This window comes from Pseudomonas coronafaciens pv. oryzae str. 1_6 (genome assembly GCF_000156995.2).
Classification (GTDB): domain Bacteria; phylum Pseudomonadota; class Gammaproteobacteria; order Pseudomonadales; family Pseudomonadaceae; genus Aquipseudomonas; species Aquipseudomonas tremae.
Window position 1 is genome coordinate 2,107,942 of the sequence record NZ_CP046035.1, and the last position, 16,834, is coordinate 2,124,775.

At 60.3% G+C, this 16,834-nt stretch carries 17 protein-coding genes; 12 read left to right on the plus strand and 5 right to left on the minus strand.

The features are described 5' to 3' along the window. Positions 1-32: 32 nt before the first annotated feature. The 7 genes from POR16_RS09375 (at position 33) to POR16_RS09405 (ending at position 7,053) form a co-directional block, all read left to right on the plus strand. Entirely contained in the window at positions 33-725 is a 693-nt protein-coding gene (locus POR16_RS09375; RefSeq protein ID WP_005886621.1) for a response regulator, read from the plus strand. Between the two features lie 106 nt (positions 726-831). Then, the gene (locus tag POR16_RS09380; protein WP_024669754.1) at positions 832-1,110 is read left to right on the plus strand and encodes a hypothetical protein; all 279 of its coding nucleotides are present in this window, start codon (positions 832-834) and stop codon (positions 1,108-1,110) included. A gap of 355 nt (positions 1,111-1,465) precedes the next feature. Next, on the plus strand, positions 1,466-2,383 hold the full coding sequence (locus POR16_RS09385; RefSeq protein WP_005886617.1) for an AAA family ATPase: 918 nt from the start codon (positions 1,466-1,468) through the stop codon (positions 2,381-2,383). Continuing rightward, positions 2,353-3,336: a DUF58 domain-containing protein gene (locus POR16_RS09390; RefSeq protein WP_042931930.1), complete on the plus strand. Its 984-nt coding sequence runs from the start codon at positions 2,353-2,355 to the stop codon at positions 3,334-3,336. The genes POR16_RS09385 and POR16_RS09390 overlap by 31 nt, the downstream gene beginning before the upstream one ends. Continuing rightward, entirely contained in the window at positions 3,333-5,345 is a 2,013-nt protein-coding gene (locus tag POR16_RS09395; protein WP_005886613.1) for a transglutaminase TgpA family protein, read from the plus strand. Before POR16_RS09390 ends, POR16_RS09395 begins: the two co-directional genes overlap by 4 nt. 33 nt (positions 5,346-5,378) lie before the next feature. Next, positions 5,379-6,131 carry a CHAD domain-containing protein gene (locus POR16_RS09400; protein WP_032618493.1) on the plus strand — a complete coding sequence of 251 codons (753 nt, stop codon included), beginning with the start codon at positions 5,379-5,381 and terminating at the stop codon, positions 6,129-6,131. Positions 6,132-6,258: 127 nt separating this feature from the next. Next, positions 6,259-7,053 carry an acyl-CoA thioesterase gene (locus tag POR16_RS09405; RefSeq protein WP_005886609.1) on the plus strand — a complete coding sequence of 265 codons (795 nt, stop codon included), beginning with the start codon at positions 6,259-6,261 and terminating at the stop codon, positions 7,051-7,053. On the opposite strand, the gene POR16_RS09410 is transcribed toward POR16_RS09405, so the two are convergent. From POR16_RS09410 to POR16_RS09420, 3 genes are all read right to left on the minus strand, one after another. After that, positions 7,022-7,279, minus strand: a complete 258-nt coding sequence (locus tag POR16_RS09410) for a hypothetical protein (RefSeq protein ID WP_024669757.1) — start codon at positions 7,277-7,279, stop codon at positions 7,022-7,024. The genes POR16_RS09405 and POR16_RS09410 overlap by 32 nt on opposite strands. A gap of 99 nt (positions 7,280-7,378) precedes the next feature. Then, positions 7,379-8,854, minus strand: a complete 1,476-nt coding sequence (locus POR16_RS09415; RefSeq protein WP_024669758.1) for a methyl-accepting chemotaxis protein — start codon at positions 8,852-8,854, stop codon at positions 7,379-7,381. A gap of 84 nt (positions 8,855-8,938) precedes the next feature. Further along, complete coding sequence (locus POR16_RS09420) at positions 8,939-9,775, minus strand: TatD family hydrolase (protein WP_005886602.1); 837 nt, start codon at positions 9,773-9,775, stop codon at positions 8,939-8,941. A 180-nt stretch (positions 9,776-9,955) separates the two neighbouring features. On the opposite strand from POR16_RS09420, the gene POR16_RS09425 reads away from it, so the two are divergent. From POR16_RS09425 to greB, 5 genes are all read left to right on the plus strand, one after another. Then, positions 9,956-11,377, plus strand: coding sequence for an MltF family protein (locus POR16_RS09425; protein ID WP_024691221.1), 1,422 nt, complete (start codon positions 9,956-9,958; stop codon positions 11,375-11,377). A 106-nt stretch (positions 11,378-11,483) separates the two neighbouring features. Further along, positions 11,484-11,918 carry a DoxX family protein gene (locus POR16_RS09430; RefSeq protein ID WP_005886598.1) on the plus strand — a complete coding sequence of 145 codons (435 nt, stop codon included), beginning with the start codon at positions 11,484-11,486 and terminating at the stop codon, positions 11,916-11,918. Between the two features lie 241 nt (positions 11,919-12,159). Beyond that, the gene (locus POR16_RS09435) at positions 12,160-12,468 is read left to right on the plus strand and encodes a hypothetical protein (protein WP_005886596.1); all 309 of its coding nucleotides are present in this window, start codon (positions 12,160-12,162) and stop codon (positions 12,466-12,468) included. A 102-nt stretch (positions 12,469-12,570) separates the two neighbouring features. Beyond that, positions 12,571-12,900 (plus strand): hypothetical protein, encoded by a 330-nt coding sequence (locus POR16_RS09440; protein WP_005886594.1) that lies wholly within the window; start codon positions 12,571-12,573, stop codon positions 12,898-12,900. 46 nt (positions 12,901-12,946) lie between these two features. Then, complete coding sequence (gene greB / locus POR16_RS09445; RefSeq protein WP_005886592.1) at positions 12,947-13,420, plus strand: transcription elongation factor GreB; 474 nt, start codon at positions 12,947-12,949, stop codon at positions 13,418-13,420. 212 nt (positions 13,421-13,632) lie between these two features. Here greB and POR16_RS09450 read toward each other — a convergent pair whose 3' ends face one another. Further along, the gene (locus POR16_RS09450) at positions 13,633-16,149 is read right to left on the minus strand and encodes an ABC transporter permease (RefSeq protein WP_053932153.1); all 2,517 of its coding nucleotides are present in this window, start codon (positions 16,147-16,149) and stop codon (positions 13,633-13,635) included. Beyond that, a complete protein-coding gene (locus POR16_RS09455; protein WP_024691223.1) occupies positions 16,149-16,832 on the minus strand; it encodes an ABC transporter ATP-binding protein in 684 nt (227 codons plus the stop codon). The genes POR16_RS09450 and POR16_RS09455 overlap by 1 nt, the downstream gene beginning before the upstream one ends. Between the last annotated feature and the right edge of the window lie 2 nt (positions 16,833-16,834).

A 16,834-nucleotide genomic window follows, 5' to 3' on the forward strand; every position in this document is an offset into this window, starting at 1 on the left:
CGGCTTTGCAGCGCTGCAACGGCGCTTCAGGCATGAGTCAGGTCGCGACGATTCTGGTCATCGACGACGAGCCGCAGATTCGTAAGTTTCTGCGGATCAGCCTCGTGTCCCAGGGTTACAAAGTGCTCGAAGCAGCCACCGGTATGGAGGGTTTGACTCAGGCTGCACTGGGCAAACCGGACTTGCTGGTTCTCGACCTCGGCCTGCCGGACATGGACGGCCAGCAAGTGCTGAGCGAATTTCGAGAGTGGTCGGCTGTGCCGGTTTTGGTACTTTCGGTGCGCGCCAGCGAGGCTCAGAAGGTTCAGGCGCTGGATGCCGGGGCCAACGATTATGTGACCAAACCTTTCGGCATTCAGGAGTTTCTGGCCAGGGTCCGGGCGTTGCTCAGGCAGGTTTCGGGCGGTGAAAAGCCCGACGCCGCCTTGCGCTTCGGCCCGTTGACTGTCGACCTGGCTTACCGCCGCGTATTGCTCGATGGGCAGGAAGTAGCACTCACCCGCAAGGAATACGCCGTGTTGGCGCAATTGTCGCGGCACCCTGGGCGAGTCATTACACAGCAGCAGTTGCTCAAGGACATCTGGGGCCCGACCCACACCGAAGACAGCCATTATCTGCGTATCGTAGTCGGGCATTTGCGTCAGAAACTGGGCGATGATCCGACCGCGCCGAGGTTCATCATCACCGAGGCAGGCATCGGGTATAGACTGCTCGCCGATGGCTAGCGGCTGGAAGATGAAAACAACGATTACGGCCCTTGTGGCACGGCACTTTTGATACGCCGGACCGTCAAAGGCGCACACTCCGTATTTACTCTTGAGGTAACACCCCATGAAAGCCCTGATCTGTCTGCCATTGCTCGTTTTGGTTCTTGCAGGTTGTGCCGGCAAGACCGGGTATCGCGACAGCTGCGCGACTGAAATAGACGCTGCCTGGCACGAACTTGATCTGGCCAAGGCCGAAGGCTTCGCCGGCACCGTCAGCTACTCCAAAGCCCTGTCGCTGCTGACCGGCGCCAAGACCCAGCAACAGTTCGAAGCTTTCGAAGGCTGCACTCAGAAAGCCGAGAAAGCCCGCTTCTACATCCGCGAATCCCGCGCTGGCCGTTAATGGATGATTCTGCGTCCGCGCTGTACTTTTCATCGCGGACGCAAAGCGCTTTTGACTTTTGTGGGAGCGAACTTTTCCGCGATGAGGGCGAAGCGGGCCTGAAATCTGCCATCCCGGTTGCACTTGATTTACCGTATCCGCTGATTCTACTGCCAGTTCCCGGCAGATCGCGGACAAGCCCGCTCCCACGGCCTTCGGCCAGAATCAAAAGCTGACGCAGACGCAGAGCATCTAGCATCACATCAAATCTCTTCCAACTTTAGCGAAACGGCCTACTCTCAACGTAGAGTGTTCGGACGTTTGGCATCGCTTGCAGTCCCATAGTCATGAAGCAGTTGCCGGAAGGGGCTTTTCGATGGGTAGAAAACTCGATGCGTGCCTCAGTGCCATCAACGAGGTGGTGCTGGGCAAGGAAGCGCAGGTAAGACTGGCGATGACGTGCCTGATCGGCGGCGGGCATTTACTGATCGAGGACTTGCCGGGTATGGGCAAGACGACCCTCAGCCATGCGCTGGCGAAAATTCTCGGCCTGAGCTATCAGCGAATTCAGTTCACCTCTGACCTATTGCCGGGCGACATCCTCGGCACTTCGGTGTTTGACCGGGACAGTGGGCAGTTTACCTTCCACCCAGGGCCGATCTTCGCCGAGCTTGTGCTGGCCGATGAAATCAATCGCGCCACACCCAAAAGTCAGAGCGCCCTGCTGGAAGCCATGGAGGAGGGGCAGGTGTCCATCGAAGGCGCAACCCGTCTGTTGCCTGATCCATTCTTTGTGATCGCCACCCAGAACCCCTTCAGCTCCGGGGGCACCTTTGCCTTGCCCGAGTCGCAGCTGGACAGGTTCCTGATGCGCATTTCCATGGGCTACCCCGCAAGAGCCGCCGAAAAAGCCTTGCTGCTCGGCGAGTCGCGCCGCGAGCTGTTGCCGCGTCTGCAGCCGATTCTGAATCATGCCTTGCTGGGCGAGCTTCAGGCGCAGTCACGCCAGGTGCGGGCCAGTGATGCGCTGGTCGATTACGTGCTGCGTCTGGTTGATGCAACACGCAGCCAGCCGCAGTTTGCCTACGGCCTGTCACCCAGGGCGAGCCTGGCGATTCTGGCAGCGGCGCGTGCCTGGGCCATGTTGTCGGGACGTGATTACGTGATTCCCGAGGACGTGCAGGCGGTGTTGCCCTCGGTGGTCGGACACCGGTTGCGCGAGCGCAGTGACCCGACCGGGCATGGCGGTGGTTCGCTGGTGCAGTGGCTGCTGCGCGAGGTGCCTGCGCTTTGATCCAGCCGTTCAAACCGCTCTGGCAACGCTGGCTGGTGAAACGCATCCCTGCGGCGTCGCGAATTACACTTGATCACCGGCGCATCTTCATCATGCCGACGCGGACCGGCATGACCTTTGCGCTGGTGTTGATACTGATGCTGCTGGTGGCGATCAATTATCAGAACAGTCTGGCCTACGGTCTGACGTTCTTGCTGCTGTCAGTGGGTGTGCTGGCCATCTTGCATACCTACCGCAACATCAGCGGTTTGATTCTCAGTGCAGGTGTCGCACGCCCGGTGTTCGTTGGCGAGTCGGTGCAGCTGCATTTGCGGCTGGAAAGCGCCGGCCAGGCTCATCACGCAGTTGGTCTGGGCTGGACCGCCACTGCGCTGCAGCCGGGCGACGTACTCCCGCGCGGCTTGACTGCTCTGGAACTGACGCTGCCTGCCGAAAAACGTGGCTGGCTACATGCGCCCAGGTTGCGGGTCGAAAGCGTGTTCCCACTGGGCATCTTCCGTGCCTGGAGTTGGCTGGATCTGCAGCAGAGTGCGTTGATATATCCCCGGCCGTTGGCTGGCGCCATGCCGCTGCTCAAGGGCGGTCGGCCTCAGAGCGAGGATGAGGGGCATGCGACTCAAGGCGCGGGTGTAGACGATTACCAGGGCCTTCGCGTCTACCAGCCGGGCGATAACCTCAATCGTCTGCACTGGAAAGCGTACTCGCGAGGCCAGGGCCTGCTGGTCAAGGATTTCGCCGATCTGAGCGGCCATGACGTTTGCCTGGATTTCATGGCGCTTGGCGGCAATATCGAAGACCGGCTGTCGCGGCTGTGTTACTGGGTACTTGAGCTGTCTCGGCGCTGTCAGCCGTTCGCCTTGCGACTGCCGGGCTTCCTCTCGACGATGGGCAGCGGTGACGCACACCGCGAAGCCTGCCTGCGCGCACTGGCGCTGTACGGCTACCGATCATGAGCGGCAAGGCAGGCGCTGCGCCGCCGATTGCGCCGATCCCCCGGGCCAGTCTTGTCTGGCTGTTGCTGGCGCAGGCACTGGTGGTGTTGCCGTTCGCGCTGCATGTGCCCGTTTCCATCATCATCCTGTGGCTGGGCTGCACGTTATGGCGAATCCAGGCCATGCGGATGCGCGTGCGGTTGCCTGGCACTTGGGTCAAGTCGGGGTTGCTGGTGGGCACTGCGGGTGGCGTGTACCTGGCGCGCGGCAGCCTGGTCGGGCTGGACGCGGGCGCTGCGCTGCTGGTCGCAGCGTTCGTCCTGAAAATGCTCGAAATGAACAATCGTCGCGACGCACGGGTGTTGATTTTTCTCGGTTTTTTTTGCGTGGCAGTTGGTTATCTGTTTGAAGACAATCTGTTGTGGGCGCTCTTCAGTGTACTGCCTGTCGGTGCGCTGCTGGCGGCGCTGATCGGTCTGCAGCAGTCCAATCTCGCGGGCAGATCATCCGACACGTTGAAGCTGGCTTTCAGACTGATGGCCCAGGCAGTGCCGCTGATGCTCTTGTTGTTCCTGTTCTTCCCCAGGCTGGATCCGCTATGGTCATTGCCGCAGCCGAGCAATAAGGGCGTTACCGGCCTGTCCGACAACATGGCGCCCGGCGATATGGCCGAGTTGAGCAAGTCACCTGCGCTGGTGTTTCGCGCCAGTTTTGACGGGCCGATACCGGCGCGTAATCAGTTGTACTGGCGTGGCCTGACCCTTGAGCAGTTTGACGGACGCCGCTGGTCACAGTCAGCACGTGCCCAGACCGTGCAGATCCCGCAGTGGGAGAAACGCGGCGATCCGCTGGCCTACAGCATCGTCATGGAAGCCAGCGGCCGACCTTGGCTATTGGGCCTTGATGTGGCCGAAACCGCCTTGCCCGACGTAAGGCAGATGAGCGATTTCCGCCTGCAACGCAGACGTCCCGTAGAGCAGTCGCTGTTATACGCAGTCAGCTCGTGGCCGCAGAGCATTCGCGACCCGCAGCCAAACGAGCAGGTTCAGCGCCAGAACCTGCAATTGCCTGCCAAAGGCAACGATCGCGCCCGCCAATGGGCCGATGATCTGCGCCGCCGTTACGCCAAGCCTGATGCGCTGGTCGAGGCAATGCTCGGGTACTTCAGCGATCAACCGTTCCATTACACCCTCAAGCCGGCCCCGCTGGGCAGTGACAGTATCGATGAGTTCCTGTTTGTCAGCCGCCAAGGCTTCTGCGCCCACTATGCCGGGGCCATGACGTTTGTGCTGCGTGCGGCAGGCATTCCGGCGCGGGTGGTGGCCGGCTATCAAGGCGGCGAGCTTAACCCCGACGGGCAGTATCTGACTGTGCGCCAGTTCGACGCGCACGCCTGGGTCGAGTATTGGCAGCCAGGTGTTGGCTGGCGCACTGTCGACCCTACCGCTGCGGTTGCGCCACAGCGCATTGAGCAAGGGCTGGAGCAGGCATTGGCGGCTGACGAGGCGTTCCTCCAGGACTCGCCGCTTTCAGCGTTGCGTTATCGCAATGTGCCTTGGGTCAATGCTGTGCGTCTGAGTTGGGACAGCCTCAATTACGGGTGGCAGCGTTGGGTGCTTGGCTATCAGGGACAACAACAGTTACACATTCTCGGGCGCTGGTTTTCGGGCTTTCAGGCGCCGGTTTTTGTGCTGGGAACCTTGCTTTCGCTGGGCTTGATCGCCTTGTGGCTGTTCAAGCCGTGGCTGCGCGAGAGCGATGCGCAGCTTCGTCTGTTCAACACATTTGAACGCTTGCTGGCTCGCCACGGTCTGCGTCGTATGCCAGGCGAGGGCGCAGCGGCCTTCGGTAGTCGTGCGGCGCTGTTCTTTCCGCAGCATGCCGAAGCCATCGAAGGCTTCGTTCTGGAGTTTCAGGCGCAACGTTACGCTGGGCAACTTGCCTCTGCGAGTCGTTTGAAACAAGCGTTGAGGACGTTGCGCCGTCGTCTGCCCTGGCGGTTGTCAGCCGTCACGGACAGGCATTCATGAATGGTTTTGTCGAAGGGGAACAGCATGTCGTCAATGGTGAATCATCTGGTCGCCGAAATACTCGCGCTGGATGTCAAGCTGCTTGCTTGTCAGGCGCGTCTGGCGGTGTCGACAGACAGCGAAGCGTTGCATGATTTGCGCACCACTGTGCGCCGTCTGCGCAGTGTATTGCGGCCCTTGCGAGAAATACCGGCTGCCGCTGCGCTGGAAGAGGCCGCCAAGGCCGTAGGACAGTTGACCACGCCCTTGCGCGACATGCAGGTGCTGGCTTCTTTTCTGGAAGAACAGGGGCTGAACGAAGCCGCCTTCAAACGCAGCCAGCACTTGGCCGATGCCTGTCCGAAGGTGGCTACATCAGGTGAGCTGAGCCGGCTGCTGAACCTGATCGATGGCTTTCCCGCCTCATTGCGCCTGCAACAGCGCCAGGGTCAGTTGCGCGGGCTGCGCAAGACCGTTGAAAAGCGCATGGACAAACAATGGCGCAAGCTGCGTGTGGCCATAGCCGAACCGGACCATGATCGACACGACCTGCGTCTGCTGATCAAGCGCGTGCGTTATGCCGCCGAAGCCTATTCCGAACTCAGTCATCAGCCAAAAAACATGCAGGCCCGGCTGAAGTCTGCCCAGAGCGAACTCGGTGACTGGCACGATCACCTGCAGTGGCTTGCTCAGGCTGGAGAACAGTCGGATCTGGCACCGTGCATACCTGGCTGGCAGATCGGTATCGTACGTGCCGAGCGCAAGGCAGAGGCCTCGCTCAAGCGACTTGCCAAAGCGTGTTTCTGACGCCACGTGCCTGTCACTTGTTTGCGGGCGCGGCGCAACATCAAGCCGCAAGAATGGCCGATATGTACCCTGTCAGCCAGTAAGAGGATGGTTATCATCAATCGCCTTTCAAGCCGGTGGAACCACCATGACTTTTTCTGAACTGATCGATGCAATCCGTGACAACCCGCTCTCTGTGACCATTTCTGCCGAGTGGTCGCAGGGGCGTGCCTGCTTCGGTGGGCTCATGGCTGCTCTGACCTATGAAGCCATGCGTGCCCAAGTGCCGGAAGGGCGACCGATTCGCTCGCTGGCAATCACCTTCGTGGGGCCTGCCGAACCAGGTGTGCCGGTTTCATTCGAGGTCGATATTCTGCGCCATGGCAAGGCCGTCAGTCAGGTGTTGGGCCGCGCGATGCAGAATGGTCAGGTGATGACGCTGATACAGGGCAGCTTCGGTGCGTCCCGCGAGTCGATGATTACCGTCGCCGCCGAGCCTGCACCAGACCTGAAACCTGTCGATCAATGTCCGGAGCTGCCTTTTGCCAGCGGCGTGATGCCCGATTATCTACGCTTCATGGACATTCGCTGGGCGCTGGGTGGCATGCCTTTCAGCAATACGCAATCACCTGCGATCGGCGGCTATGTGCGGTTTTGTGAAGAACACGCAAAGCCTGTGAGCGAGGCGCACATCCTGGCGTTGGTCGATACTTGGCCGCCAGCGGTGCTGCCGCATCTGAACAAACCGGCGCCAGGCAGTTCGCTGACCTGGACCATCGAGTTCGTGCAGCCGCAGCCGGTGCTCGACACATTACAGTGGTGCAGCTATCGCGCAGTCATCGAGCACGCGCGTGACGGCTATGGTCACACCGCTGCTGCATTGTGGAGCCCGGAGGGTGAGCTGATAGCGATCAGTCGTCAGACCGTGACTGTGTTTGGCTGATCCGGGCAGCGTCCTTTCGCTGGAAGGCCAGCGCCGCAACCATCCCGATCACGCCGATTGCGACGGACGACAGGCTTTCGGAGAACAGGCCGTTCAAGATCAGCAGTGTCGCCAGAATGAACAGCGGCACGGCAATCAGGTACAGGGCCACGCTGGTCGAATGCACCTGATCGGCGCTGGTATCACGCCATGGGTTCATCTGCACACCGGAAAGTGGTTTGTTCATCATGCTGTCCTCTTCAACGCATCGTTCAATCAATGCCTGAAGAATAGGCCTGCGTGTATTGACTGACGAGGCAAGCCTGTCTATCGCGTCGATAGCCTGTTACAGCTTGAGCTGGCCGATAGCGGCATTCAGCTCGCCTGCCAGGGTGGCGAGTTCATCGCTGGTGGTGGCGGATTGCACCGTCTGGATTACCGTGCGCTCGGTGACGTCGCGAATGCTCACGACCGCACGATTCATTTCTTCGGCCACCTGACTCTGCTGCTGGGCCGCAACGGCGATCTGCGTATTGCTTTCGCGCATCTGCGCCACAGCGCTTGCGATGGCTGCCAACGCTTCGCCTGCCTCTTTGGCTTGTTGCACGCATTCATCCGCCTTGAACGAGCTGTCCTGCATAAAATCCACTGCATCGCGGGTGCCGTTCTGCAAGGTCGAGACCATCGTGGTGATTTCGTCGGTCGAAGTCTGTACCCGTCTGGCCAGGTTGCGCACCTCATCGGCCACCACGGCAAACCCCCGGCCCATTTCCCCGGCGCGTGCCGCCTCGATGGCAGCGTTCAACGCCAGCAGGTTGGTCTGCTCGGCAATACTGTGGATCACATTGACCACGCCATTGATCTTCTGGCTGTCCTCGGCCATGCGCTTGATCATCTCGGCGGTCTGCTGCACGCCGCTGGAAAGCCCGGCAATAGACACCTGCACGCGATCGACCACTGCCTTGCCGCTGCCTGCCAGCGCATCGGCGGTCTGCGACTGATCGCGGGTGGTGCTGGCGTGCTGAGCGATGTGATGAACCGTGGCCGTCATTTCGTTGATCGCGGTCGCCACTTGATCAGTCTCGCTTTGCTGGCCCAGCATGCCCTGACGCACATCCTTCATGCCCGCCGCCAGTTGGGCGGCGCCCAGATCCAGACGTCCGGCAGTTTGCGAAACGGTATCGACCACCCGCTGATACCCGGCCTGCATCGCGTTGAATGCCTTGGCCATCTGCCCGACCTCGTCATCGCTACGGTTGGCGACACGTGCCGCCAGGTCGCCGGTTTTCTCGACATGCAGCATCACGTCCTTGAGCGCATTGAGCTGGCTGAGCAGAAAGCGGATCAGCAGTTGCGACGCACACAGCATCAGCATCATCAACACGAAAACCGCGACGGCGTAATGCGTGAAGCGAGCCTCAAGCGTCTCCATGAAGGTGGGAGTGAAGGCCAGAACCGCGAGGTGCTGACCATTGCGGGCAGAGACGATCTGAGCGCCGCTCAGCACGCGGTCGCCCAGCCGCTTGTCGAGCATCACCCAGTCACTGGCGCTGGCCAGTTCCGGCAGGGTGATCGAGTTCAGCTCGGGGGCCTGCCCTTTGTTGTAGATCAGCAGCGTGTCGCTTGCAGGCAGCGGCGTTTCAGCAGGCCACACAGCCAGCAGGCGGGCCTGCAATTGCGCGGCCTCGCGTGAGGTTTCCGCGCGCGCCTGCTGTTCCACCTGCAAGGCGTACAGCACCAGCAACAGCGTGGTGACGAAGGCGACCGCGTTGACGGCCCAGAATTTGTATTTCAGTGAAAGGTTGCCAAGCCATGAGCCCATGTGAGGTCTTCTATGATGATCGTGTGAAGTAGCAGCAAGGTGCCATCACAGTGCCTCATTCATTGAAGTCCCTGTTGATACGGGTCAAGAAAGCTGCAGATTTTCACCGGCTGTCGGCTCTACTGTCGGCAAGCTGAAAAATGCCCGGGCGCACGCTGTGCTGTGGCGCGCCAGGTCTTCCTGGCTTTCACCCCTGTGCAGGGCCACCTCACGCAGTACTTCGGGCAGGAAGGCGGGTTCGTTGCGGCCATTTTTCGGTTTCGGGCGCAGGCTGCGAGGCAGCAGATAGGGCGCGTCGCTCTCGAGCATCAGCCGACCACGAGGGATGTTGCCCACCAGCGCATGCAGATGCGTGCCGCGTCGCTCGTCGCAGATCCAGCCAGTTATGCCGATGTGCAGGTCCATGTCCAGATAGCTGAACAGCGCTGTGCGTTCCCCCGTAAAGCAATGCACCACTGCCGCGGGCAGACGGTCGCGATAGTCGCGCAGGATTTCAAGCAGGCGCTGATTGGCGTCGCGCTCATGCAGAAACACCGGCAGTTGCAGCTCTACGGCCATCGCCAGATGCGCCTCCAGGACTTTTTCCTGCTGGGCGCGAGGCGAGAAGTCGCGGTTGAAGTCCAGTCCGCATTCACCTACCGCACGAACGCGATTTTCCTTGAGCAACGCATGCAACTGTTTCTCGCTGTCGCCGGTCCAATCGCTCGCTGAGTGCGGGTGGATACCCGCCGTGCAGAACAACTGTTGCGCTGGTTCATCGAGGTCGTGACACAGCTGCAGGGCCTGTTCACTGCCCTCGATACTGGTGCCGGTGACCACCAGTTGCGAAACGCCTGCGGCATAGGCTCGGTCGAGTACCGCCTGTCGCTGGGACGCGAAGCTTGCGTTGGTCAGATTGACGCCGATGTCGATGAGTTGCATGGTGCTACCTCCGCCTCAAGGCCGCCGAGCATACCAGAGCTACGGTCACAACAAGAAAAGGCAGGGTATTCAAGACATTGGGCGCAAACGCTCATTGATTTCTTAGCTGCTCGATGCCGCTGCGTGACGCAAAGACTTTCTTTTTCCTGTTTTTTTTCCGGCATTGCCCGGGGTAAACGAATGATTCGATCCGCGCTTGTGTCCTTCATGTGCCTTTTGCCGCTGCTGCCCCTGCACGCGTCTGCGCGCCAGACCGGCCCGGAAGCTGTGCAACACAAGACCCAGGTGCGTGACCTGCCTGCCATTCGCAGCAGCAAAGTCCTGCGGGTACTGGTCAACCAGAGTCGCAACAGTTCGGGCGACGTCAAGGGGCAGGAGATAGGCGTCGAATACCATCGTCTGGAAGCGTTCGAAGAGTATCTCAACAGTCACGCCCGCGATGGCCGCAAGGTCACCTTCAAGGTCATTCCCAAAGCCAAGAATCAACTGCTGAGTGCGTTGCAGCGTGGTGAGGGTGATCTGATCGCGCCCGGCGAACTGCTCGACATCAGCGACGCAAAAGGCATTCAGGCCAGCGCCCCGATCATTCATGACGTGCCGCTGGTCCTGGTCAGTGTTCGCGGCCAGCGCAGCCTGCGTCGGGTCGATCAGTTGTCCGGTCGAACGCTGAGCCTGCCCACCGGCAGCGCGGCCGATGAGGCGCTGCATCAGGTCAATCGGCAACTGGAACTGCGCAAGCTGCCGTTGGCGAAAATCGAATGGGTCGACCCTACTCTGGCGGTCGAAGACGTACTGGAAATGGTCCAGGCCGGTATCTACCCGATGACGCTGGTCGAACAGCCCATTGCCGAGCGCTGGGCCAGGATCATGCCCAAGCTGCGTATAAACCGGGATCTGACCCTGCAGACTCATGGTGACATCAGCTGGTTCGTGCGTGACAACGCGACCCTGCTGCGCGCCAGTGTGGATGACTTCCTCAAGGGCTATAAGCCATCGGCTCAGCATGACCTGGCTTTCGAGAACGCTTACAGGAACACCTTCAAGGTCAACAACCCTCTGGTGCGCAACAACTTGCAACGTCTTGAGCAGCTGCGACCCATGCTGCAACGTCATGCGGATGCGCAGGGTATGGACTGGCTGGACCTCGCGGCGCTGGCGTTCAAGGAGTCGAAGCTCGACCCGACGGCCAAGGGCAGCGGCGGTGCGACAGGCCTGCTGCAGATCACGCCATCGGCAGCCAAGCGCGTTGGCGTACAGAATATTCAGAGCGCTGATGACAATATCCGCGCAGGCTCGCGTTACATGGCGCTGATCCAGCGCAAATACTTCTCCAGTAACAAGGTCAACGAGCGCGAGCGCATGGCGTTTGTGATGGCCGCCTACAACCTGGGGCCGGAGCGCGTGCAAGGCATGCGCGAAGAAGCTCGGCGGCGTGGGCTCAACCCCAATCAGTGGTTCTTCCAGACCGAGCGTGTGGCGATGGAGCAGGGTGGTGCGAATGTGGTCGCGTTCGTCAACAGCGTAAACAAGTACTATCTGGCGTTCGACCGTGAACGCGAATCGCTGGAAAAAGGCAGCAAAGCTGCCACCACAAAACGCTGATTATCGATTTTATCGATGCTTATGTGCTGTTATTTATGATTTTCACATGAGTTCATTCGATTATGATGGCGGCACTCCAGCTTGATCACTTTCGGAAGCCATCCACATGAACACCTTCATCCGCTCGATCGTTACCACACGCGCCGGCTACGGCCTGACCGTTCTGCGCATCATCGTCGGCATAGCTTTTATCGCCCACGGCAGTCAGAAACTGTTTGGTGCTTTCGGAGGCTACGGCCTGGAAGGCACAGCGCATTACATGGAAAGCCTCGGCCTGACACCGGGATATCTGATGGCATTGATGTCTGGCAGCGCGGAGTTTTTTGGCGGTCTGGGGCTGCTGCTGGGGCTGCTGGCTCGTCCGGCCGCGGTGGTAGTCATCCTGCTGTTGCTGGTGGCGATCTTTACCGTACACATTCACAACGGGTTCTTCATGGCCAACAACGGCTATGAGTACGCACTGGCTTTGCTCGGTGGCGCTCTGGCAGTTCTGATCGAGGGTGCAGGAAAACTGTCGGTGGACCGCCTGATCGCGCGATAACCGGCTACGCTTGTCTTGCGAGGCCCGCCTGTTGGCGGGCCTCGTGCGTTTGCAGGCCAGCGTCATGGATGGCGATTGACAACGAAGTGGCCGTTTCTCTACGATGCATGCTCAAGCGCCGATTTAACAACTACTTGCGGGGCGCCTGGCAAGGCTCGAGTCTTGTCTAAATACCGCTAAAACGTTGGTTCGGTGTTGCCTCTCACCGCTGCCCAGCGGATCTTGCGAGGCTGAGAAAACCATGAACAACCTGCGCCCCCTCATTCGTCTTTCCCCGATCAGCACGGTCTTGTCACGCAAGAACCCGAAAATCCTGCTGAGCGGTGCCCATCAGCCCACTCTGTTGCGTTATCTCGATGGCTGGCCTCGTCGGCGCGGTGGCTCCTGCGCGTTTCTGATCCAGTTTGTCGAGACCGACCAGTCTCTGAGCCATTTCGCCAACGACCAGTTCGACCTCGCAGTGGTGCAATCACTTCGAGCGGACGACGTCGGGCAGGTTATTCGTGATCTGACGCGCATTGCTCGTCAGGGGCTTATTACGCTGGGCTGAGAAAGTGTGTCGCCAACGGCAATAGAAGGCATATTGCTGGCCCCCGGCATGTTGTCACGCAGGCAAAATCGCCGCCTTATCAAAGGATTAGGTGGTCTTCGCATGCGTTTGGTTTATTGTGTTCTGGCGTGCTTGGCGCTGTCCGGCCTGGCTTTTTCCGTTCAGGCCAGAAACGCCACGGAAAACGAGCGTTATCTTTGTCGCTGGGGTTCGAGCATTGCCGGCGGAGCGCAGGCTTCAAAACTGTCAGGCGTTACCCGCTATGGAGCAAGGCAGAAGCTGCAGGCGCGCAAGTTCGTCAAACAATGGATGCGCCCCATGGCATTGCGCATCACTGAGCAGACGTATGACAGCGAGTCACGGTTGAAACCGGATGCGGTCAGCAAGGTTTACTACGACGGCTGTATCCAGCATGAGGTAGCGCGTCGGTGACGTTTATCACCCTTTGAACTGATTTTTGCAGGGCTGGAGAAACGTCTTGAGCACGAAGATCATCACCAGGGACGGGCACGAAGCCCTGAAGAAAGAACTCGATTATCTGTGGCGAGAGCACCGCCCCGACATCACCCGGAAAGTTACCTGGGCGGCGTCGCTGGGTGATCGCAGCGAGAACGCGGATTATCAGTACAACAAAAAGCTGCTGCGCGAGATCGACCGTCGTGTGCGCTACCTGCGCAAGCGCCTTGAAGACATGCGCGTGGTCCTGTATTCGCCGGAACAGGAAGGGCGGGTGTTTTTCGGTGCGTGGGTCGAGATCGAAAATGAAGAGGGCGATCTGAAGAAGTTTCGTATCGTGGGCTACGACGAGATCTATGGTCGCAATGATTACATCTCGATCGACTCGCCTATGGCTCGCGCCTTGTTGAAGAAGGAAGTGGGTGATGAAGTGCTGGTCAACACCCCGGAGGGCGAGAAGCTCTGGTTTGTGAATTCGATCGTTTACGAGAAGTGAGGCTGGACGCTGTGCGGTCCGGAAGGGCATTCCCACGCGCAGCTCGGCTTTATACACAAGTCTGCTTATGATTTTGGCCGAGGGCAGTGGGAGATTCTGTGGTGCTGGTCAAGCCACGATGGTTCATCCGATGCGGAGCGTCACGAACTGCATTGCCACGCAGAGCGTGGGGACGATCTTGATAACCGCCCGGCTCCCACGCAGGCCCAGCCTCATCCCTCACGCAGTACGGTCAACGGGCTGACGTTCAGCGCACGGCGGGTGCCGAATACACCGGCACCACCGACCAGCAGCGCGCCTATCAACGGCAACAGCAGCAACCATGGGTGCGGCTGCCATTCCAGTGAAAAGGCGTAGCGATACAGCACAAAACTCACCAGCTCACAGCCCAGCGCTGCCAGTACCCCGCTGGCAGCGCCCAGCAAGCCGAATTCGATTCGTCGTGACTTGATCAGCAACACTCGCTCTGCACCCAGCGCACGCAACAGGGCGCCTTGGCGAATGCGTTCATCCAGTGTCGCCTGCAGCCCTGAGAACAGCACGGCAATGCCGGCCGCCAATACGAACAACAGCACGAACTGCACCGCCAGAGTGACTTGATCCAGAATGCTGCGCACCTGCGCCAACAGTGCTTCAACGCCCAGAATGCTGATCGACGGGTAGGTTCGCGACAGCTCGACGATCTGTTTGTCCTGTCCCGGCGGCAGGTAAAAACTGGTCAGGTAGGTGGTCGGCAGGTCGGCCAGCGTACCTGGCTGAAAGATCATGAAGAAGTTGGGCTGGAAGGTATCCCAGTTCACCGTCCTCAGGCTGGTGACCACTGCTTCGCGAGTCAGGCCGCCGACAATGAAGCTCAGGCGGTCGCCCAGTTTGATTTTCAGGCTTTCTGCCAGCTTGGTCTCGATTGACACACCCGGCGTTGCATCGCTCTGGCCAGTGGTGGGCAGGTCTTTCCACCAGGTGCCGGCGGTCAATGCGTTGCCCTCGGGCAAATCGGCGGCCCAGGTCAGGCTCAGGTCACGGCGCGTGGCGTTTTCGCCACGCGAGTCTTTGGTGACAAAGTTGCTGACCGGTTCGCCATTGATACTGGTCAAACGCCCCGGCACCACCGGATAAAGCGGGGCATAGTGAGTGGACAGCTTGCTCAGGGTCTGAGCGAAGTTCTCTTTGTCTGACGGCAGCACGTTGAGTACAAAATAGTTGGGTGCATCCTTGGGTAACTGGTTCTGCCAGGTGTCGAGCAACTCGCCACGCAGCAGCGCGATCAAGCCCATCGACAGCAGGATCAGTCCGAAGGCCAGTGACTGCCCGGCAGCGGCCAGCGGGTAACGCAGCAGTTGCCCCAGACCCAGTCGCCACGGCAGCGAGGCCCCAGCCAGCAAGCGGCGCAGGCTGTTGAGTGCCAGTAGCAACAAGCTGCCCAGTATCAGCGCAGCGACGACGCCACCACCCAGCAGGGCAAAGGTCAGCACCAGGTCCAGGCTCAAGCGCCACATGATCAGGCCCAGCGCCAATAACGCAGCGCCATACACCAGCCACGAGCTGGCAGGGACAGGCAGCATGTCCCGGCGCAATACGCGTAATGGCGGCACACGTCCCAAGGCAGCCAGCGGCGGCAGCGCGAAGCCCGCCAGTGCCACGAGCCCGGTGCCCATGCCGGCCAGCGCGGGTAAAAGACCGCCCGGAGGTACGGTGGCCGGAAGCAGATTTTGCAGCAGTGCGAACAGCCCGAGCTGTGCCAGCCAGCCCAGCAGTGCGCCGCTCAGGCTGGCCAGCAGGCCGATGATTGCCAATTGCAGGCTGAACAGCGCCATCGTTTCGCCCCGCGACAGGCCGAGGCAGCGAAGCAATGCGCTGGCATCGAAGCGCCGCGCAGCGAATCGGGAGGCAGACAATGCGACGGCAACGCCCGCCAGCAGCACCGCCACCAGGCTTGCCATGTTCAGATAACGTTCGGCCTTGCCCAGCGCGCCGCCAATCTGCTGACTGCCGTCACGGGCGTCCTTGATTTCCTGGTGCGGCTCCAGGCCAGGTTCGATCGCTTTGCGGTAAGCCGCCAGCGCTTCGGGCGGCCCGCTCCACATTTCCCGGTAGGTAACCCGGCTGCCAGGCTGGACCACGCCGGTCGCGGCCAGGTCTTGCAGGTTGATCATGACCCGAGGTGTCAGGCTGTAGAAATTGCCCGCCCGGTCTGGCTCGTAGGTCAGCACACGAGTCAGCTTCAAGGTTTTGGAGCCGACGTCGATGTCGTCACCCACCTTCAGATCGACAGCCGGAAACAATCGCGCCTCGGCCCAGGCTTCGCCGGGGTTCGGCCCACTGCCGGGCTGCTCGGGCTGATACAGGTCCGGTGCGCTTTTCAGTTCGCCGCGCAGCGGGTACACATCATCTACTGCCTTGATGCTCGACAGCTGGATACCGGCGTCAGTGGCGATCACGCTTGAAAAAACCACGATCTGCGCATGTTTGAGTTGCAGGCGTTTGCCTTCCTCGATCTGCTCGACGCGCGCGGGGCTGGAGCCTTCGAGAATCAGATCGGCGCCGAGGAACTCGGTTGCACGCAACAGCATTGCGCCGTTCAGGCGTGCGCCGAAGTAACCGATAGCGGTGCTGGCCGCCACTGCCACCAGCAAGGCGAAGAACAGGACCCGTAATTCACCGGCACGGGCGTCGCGCAGCAGTTGGCGGGTGGCAAGGCTCAGCAGTCGGGCAAAAGGCAAACGTGCCATCAAGGCTCCAGCGGGGCGACCATTCGACCCCCTTCAAGACGGATCAAACGGTGGCAGCGGTGGGCCAGACGCTCATCGTGAGTGACCAGTACCAGTGTGGTATTACGCTCTTTGTTCAGCTCGAACAGCAAGTCGCTGATGCGCTCGCCGGTGTGGCTGTCGAGGTTGCCGGTGGGTTCGTCGGCAAACAGCACGTCCGGGTTGGCGGCAAAGGCGCGGGCAATCGCGACTCGCTGCTGCTCGCCGCCGGACAGCTGGCGCGGGGTGTGAGTCAGGCGTTGGCCCAGCCCTACACGTTCCAGCAGGTGGCGGGCTTTCTCGCGAGCGTTCTTGCGGCCCTCCAGCTCCATCGGCAGCATGACGTTTTCCAGCGCGTTCAGGCTGTCGAGCAACTGAAACGACTGAAACACAAACCCGACGTGCTCGGCGCGCACCCTGGCGCGCTGGTCTTCGTCCAGCTCGCTGAGGTTGCGCCCCGAAAGAATCACCGAGCCGGCACTGGGCAGGTCCAGACCGGCAAGCAGACCGAGTAGCGTGGATTTACCCGAACCAGATGCGCCGACGATGGCCAGCGTGTCGCCCTTGTTTAGTTCCAGGGAGAGTTCGTGCAGGATAGTCAGGTCACCTTCGGTGCTGGGGACCACTTTACTGAGGCTTTGGGCACTGAGAATACTTTCACTCATGG

Bases quoted from the DNA above. Each gene is read 5' to 3' on its own strand.
- POR16_RS09440 (WP_005886594.1), top strand. From the start codon at position 12,571: ATGCGTTTGGTTTATTGTGTTCTGGCGTGCTTGGCGCTGTCCGGCCTG.
- POR16_RS09430 (WP_005886598.1), top strand. From the start codon at position 11,484: ATGAACACCTTCATCCGCTCGATCGTTACCACACGCGCCGGCTACGGC.
- POR16_RS09415 (WP_024669758.1), bottom strand. From the start codon at position 8,854: ATGGGCTCATGGCTTGGCAACCTTTCACTGAAATACAAATTCTGGGCC.
- POR16_RS09455 (WP_024691223.1), bottom strand. From the start codon at position 16,832: ATGAGTGAAAGTATTCTCAGTGCCCAAAGCCTCAGTAAAGTGGTCCCC.
- POR16_RS09435 (WP_005886596.1), top strand. From the start codon at position 12,160: ATGAACAACCTGCGCCCCCTCATTCGTCTTTCCCCGATCAGCACGGTC.
- POR16_RS09400 (WP_032618493.1), top strand. From the start codon at position 5,379: ATGGTGAATCATCTGGTCGCCGAAATACTCGCGCTGGATGTCAAGCTG.
- POR16_RS09450 (WP_053932153.1), bottom strand. From the start codon at position 16,149: ATGGCACGTTTGCCTTTTGCCCGACTGCTGAGCCTTGCCACCCGCCAA.
- POR16_RS09375 (WP_005886621.1), top strand. From the start codon at position 33: ATGAGTCAGGTCGCGACGATTCTGGTCATCGACGACGAGCCGCAGATT.
- POR16_RS09380 (WP_024669754.1), top strand. From the start codon at position 832: ATGAAAGCCCTGATCTGTCTGCCATTGCTCGTTTTGGTTCTTGCAGGT.
- POR16_RS09410 (WP_024669757.1), bottom strand. From the start codon at position 7,279: ATGAACAAACCACTTTCCGGTGTGCAGATGAACCCATGGCGTGATACC.
- POR16_RS09420 (WP_005886602.1), bottom strand. From the start codon at position 9,775: ATGCAACTCATCGACATCGGCGTCAATCTGACCAACGCAAGCTTCGCG.
- POR16_RS09395 (WP_005886613.1), top strand. From the start codon at position 3,333: ATGAGCGGCAAGGCAGGCGCTGCGCCGCCGATTGCGCCGATCCCCCGG.
- POR16_RS09425 (WP_024691221.1), top strand. From the start codon at position 9,956: ATGATTCGATCCGCGCTTGTGTCCTTCATGTGCCTTTTGCCGCTGCTG.
- POR16_RS09405 (WP_005886609.1), top strand. From the start codon at position 6,259: ATGACTTTTTCTGAACTGATCGATGCAATCCGTGACAACCCGCTCTCT.
- POR16_RS09385 (WP_005886617.1), top strand. From the start codon at position 1,466: ATGGGTAGAAAACTCGATGCGTGCCTCAGTGCCATCAACGAGGTGGTG.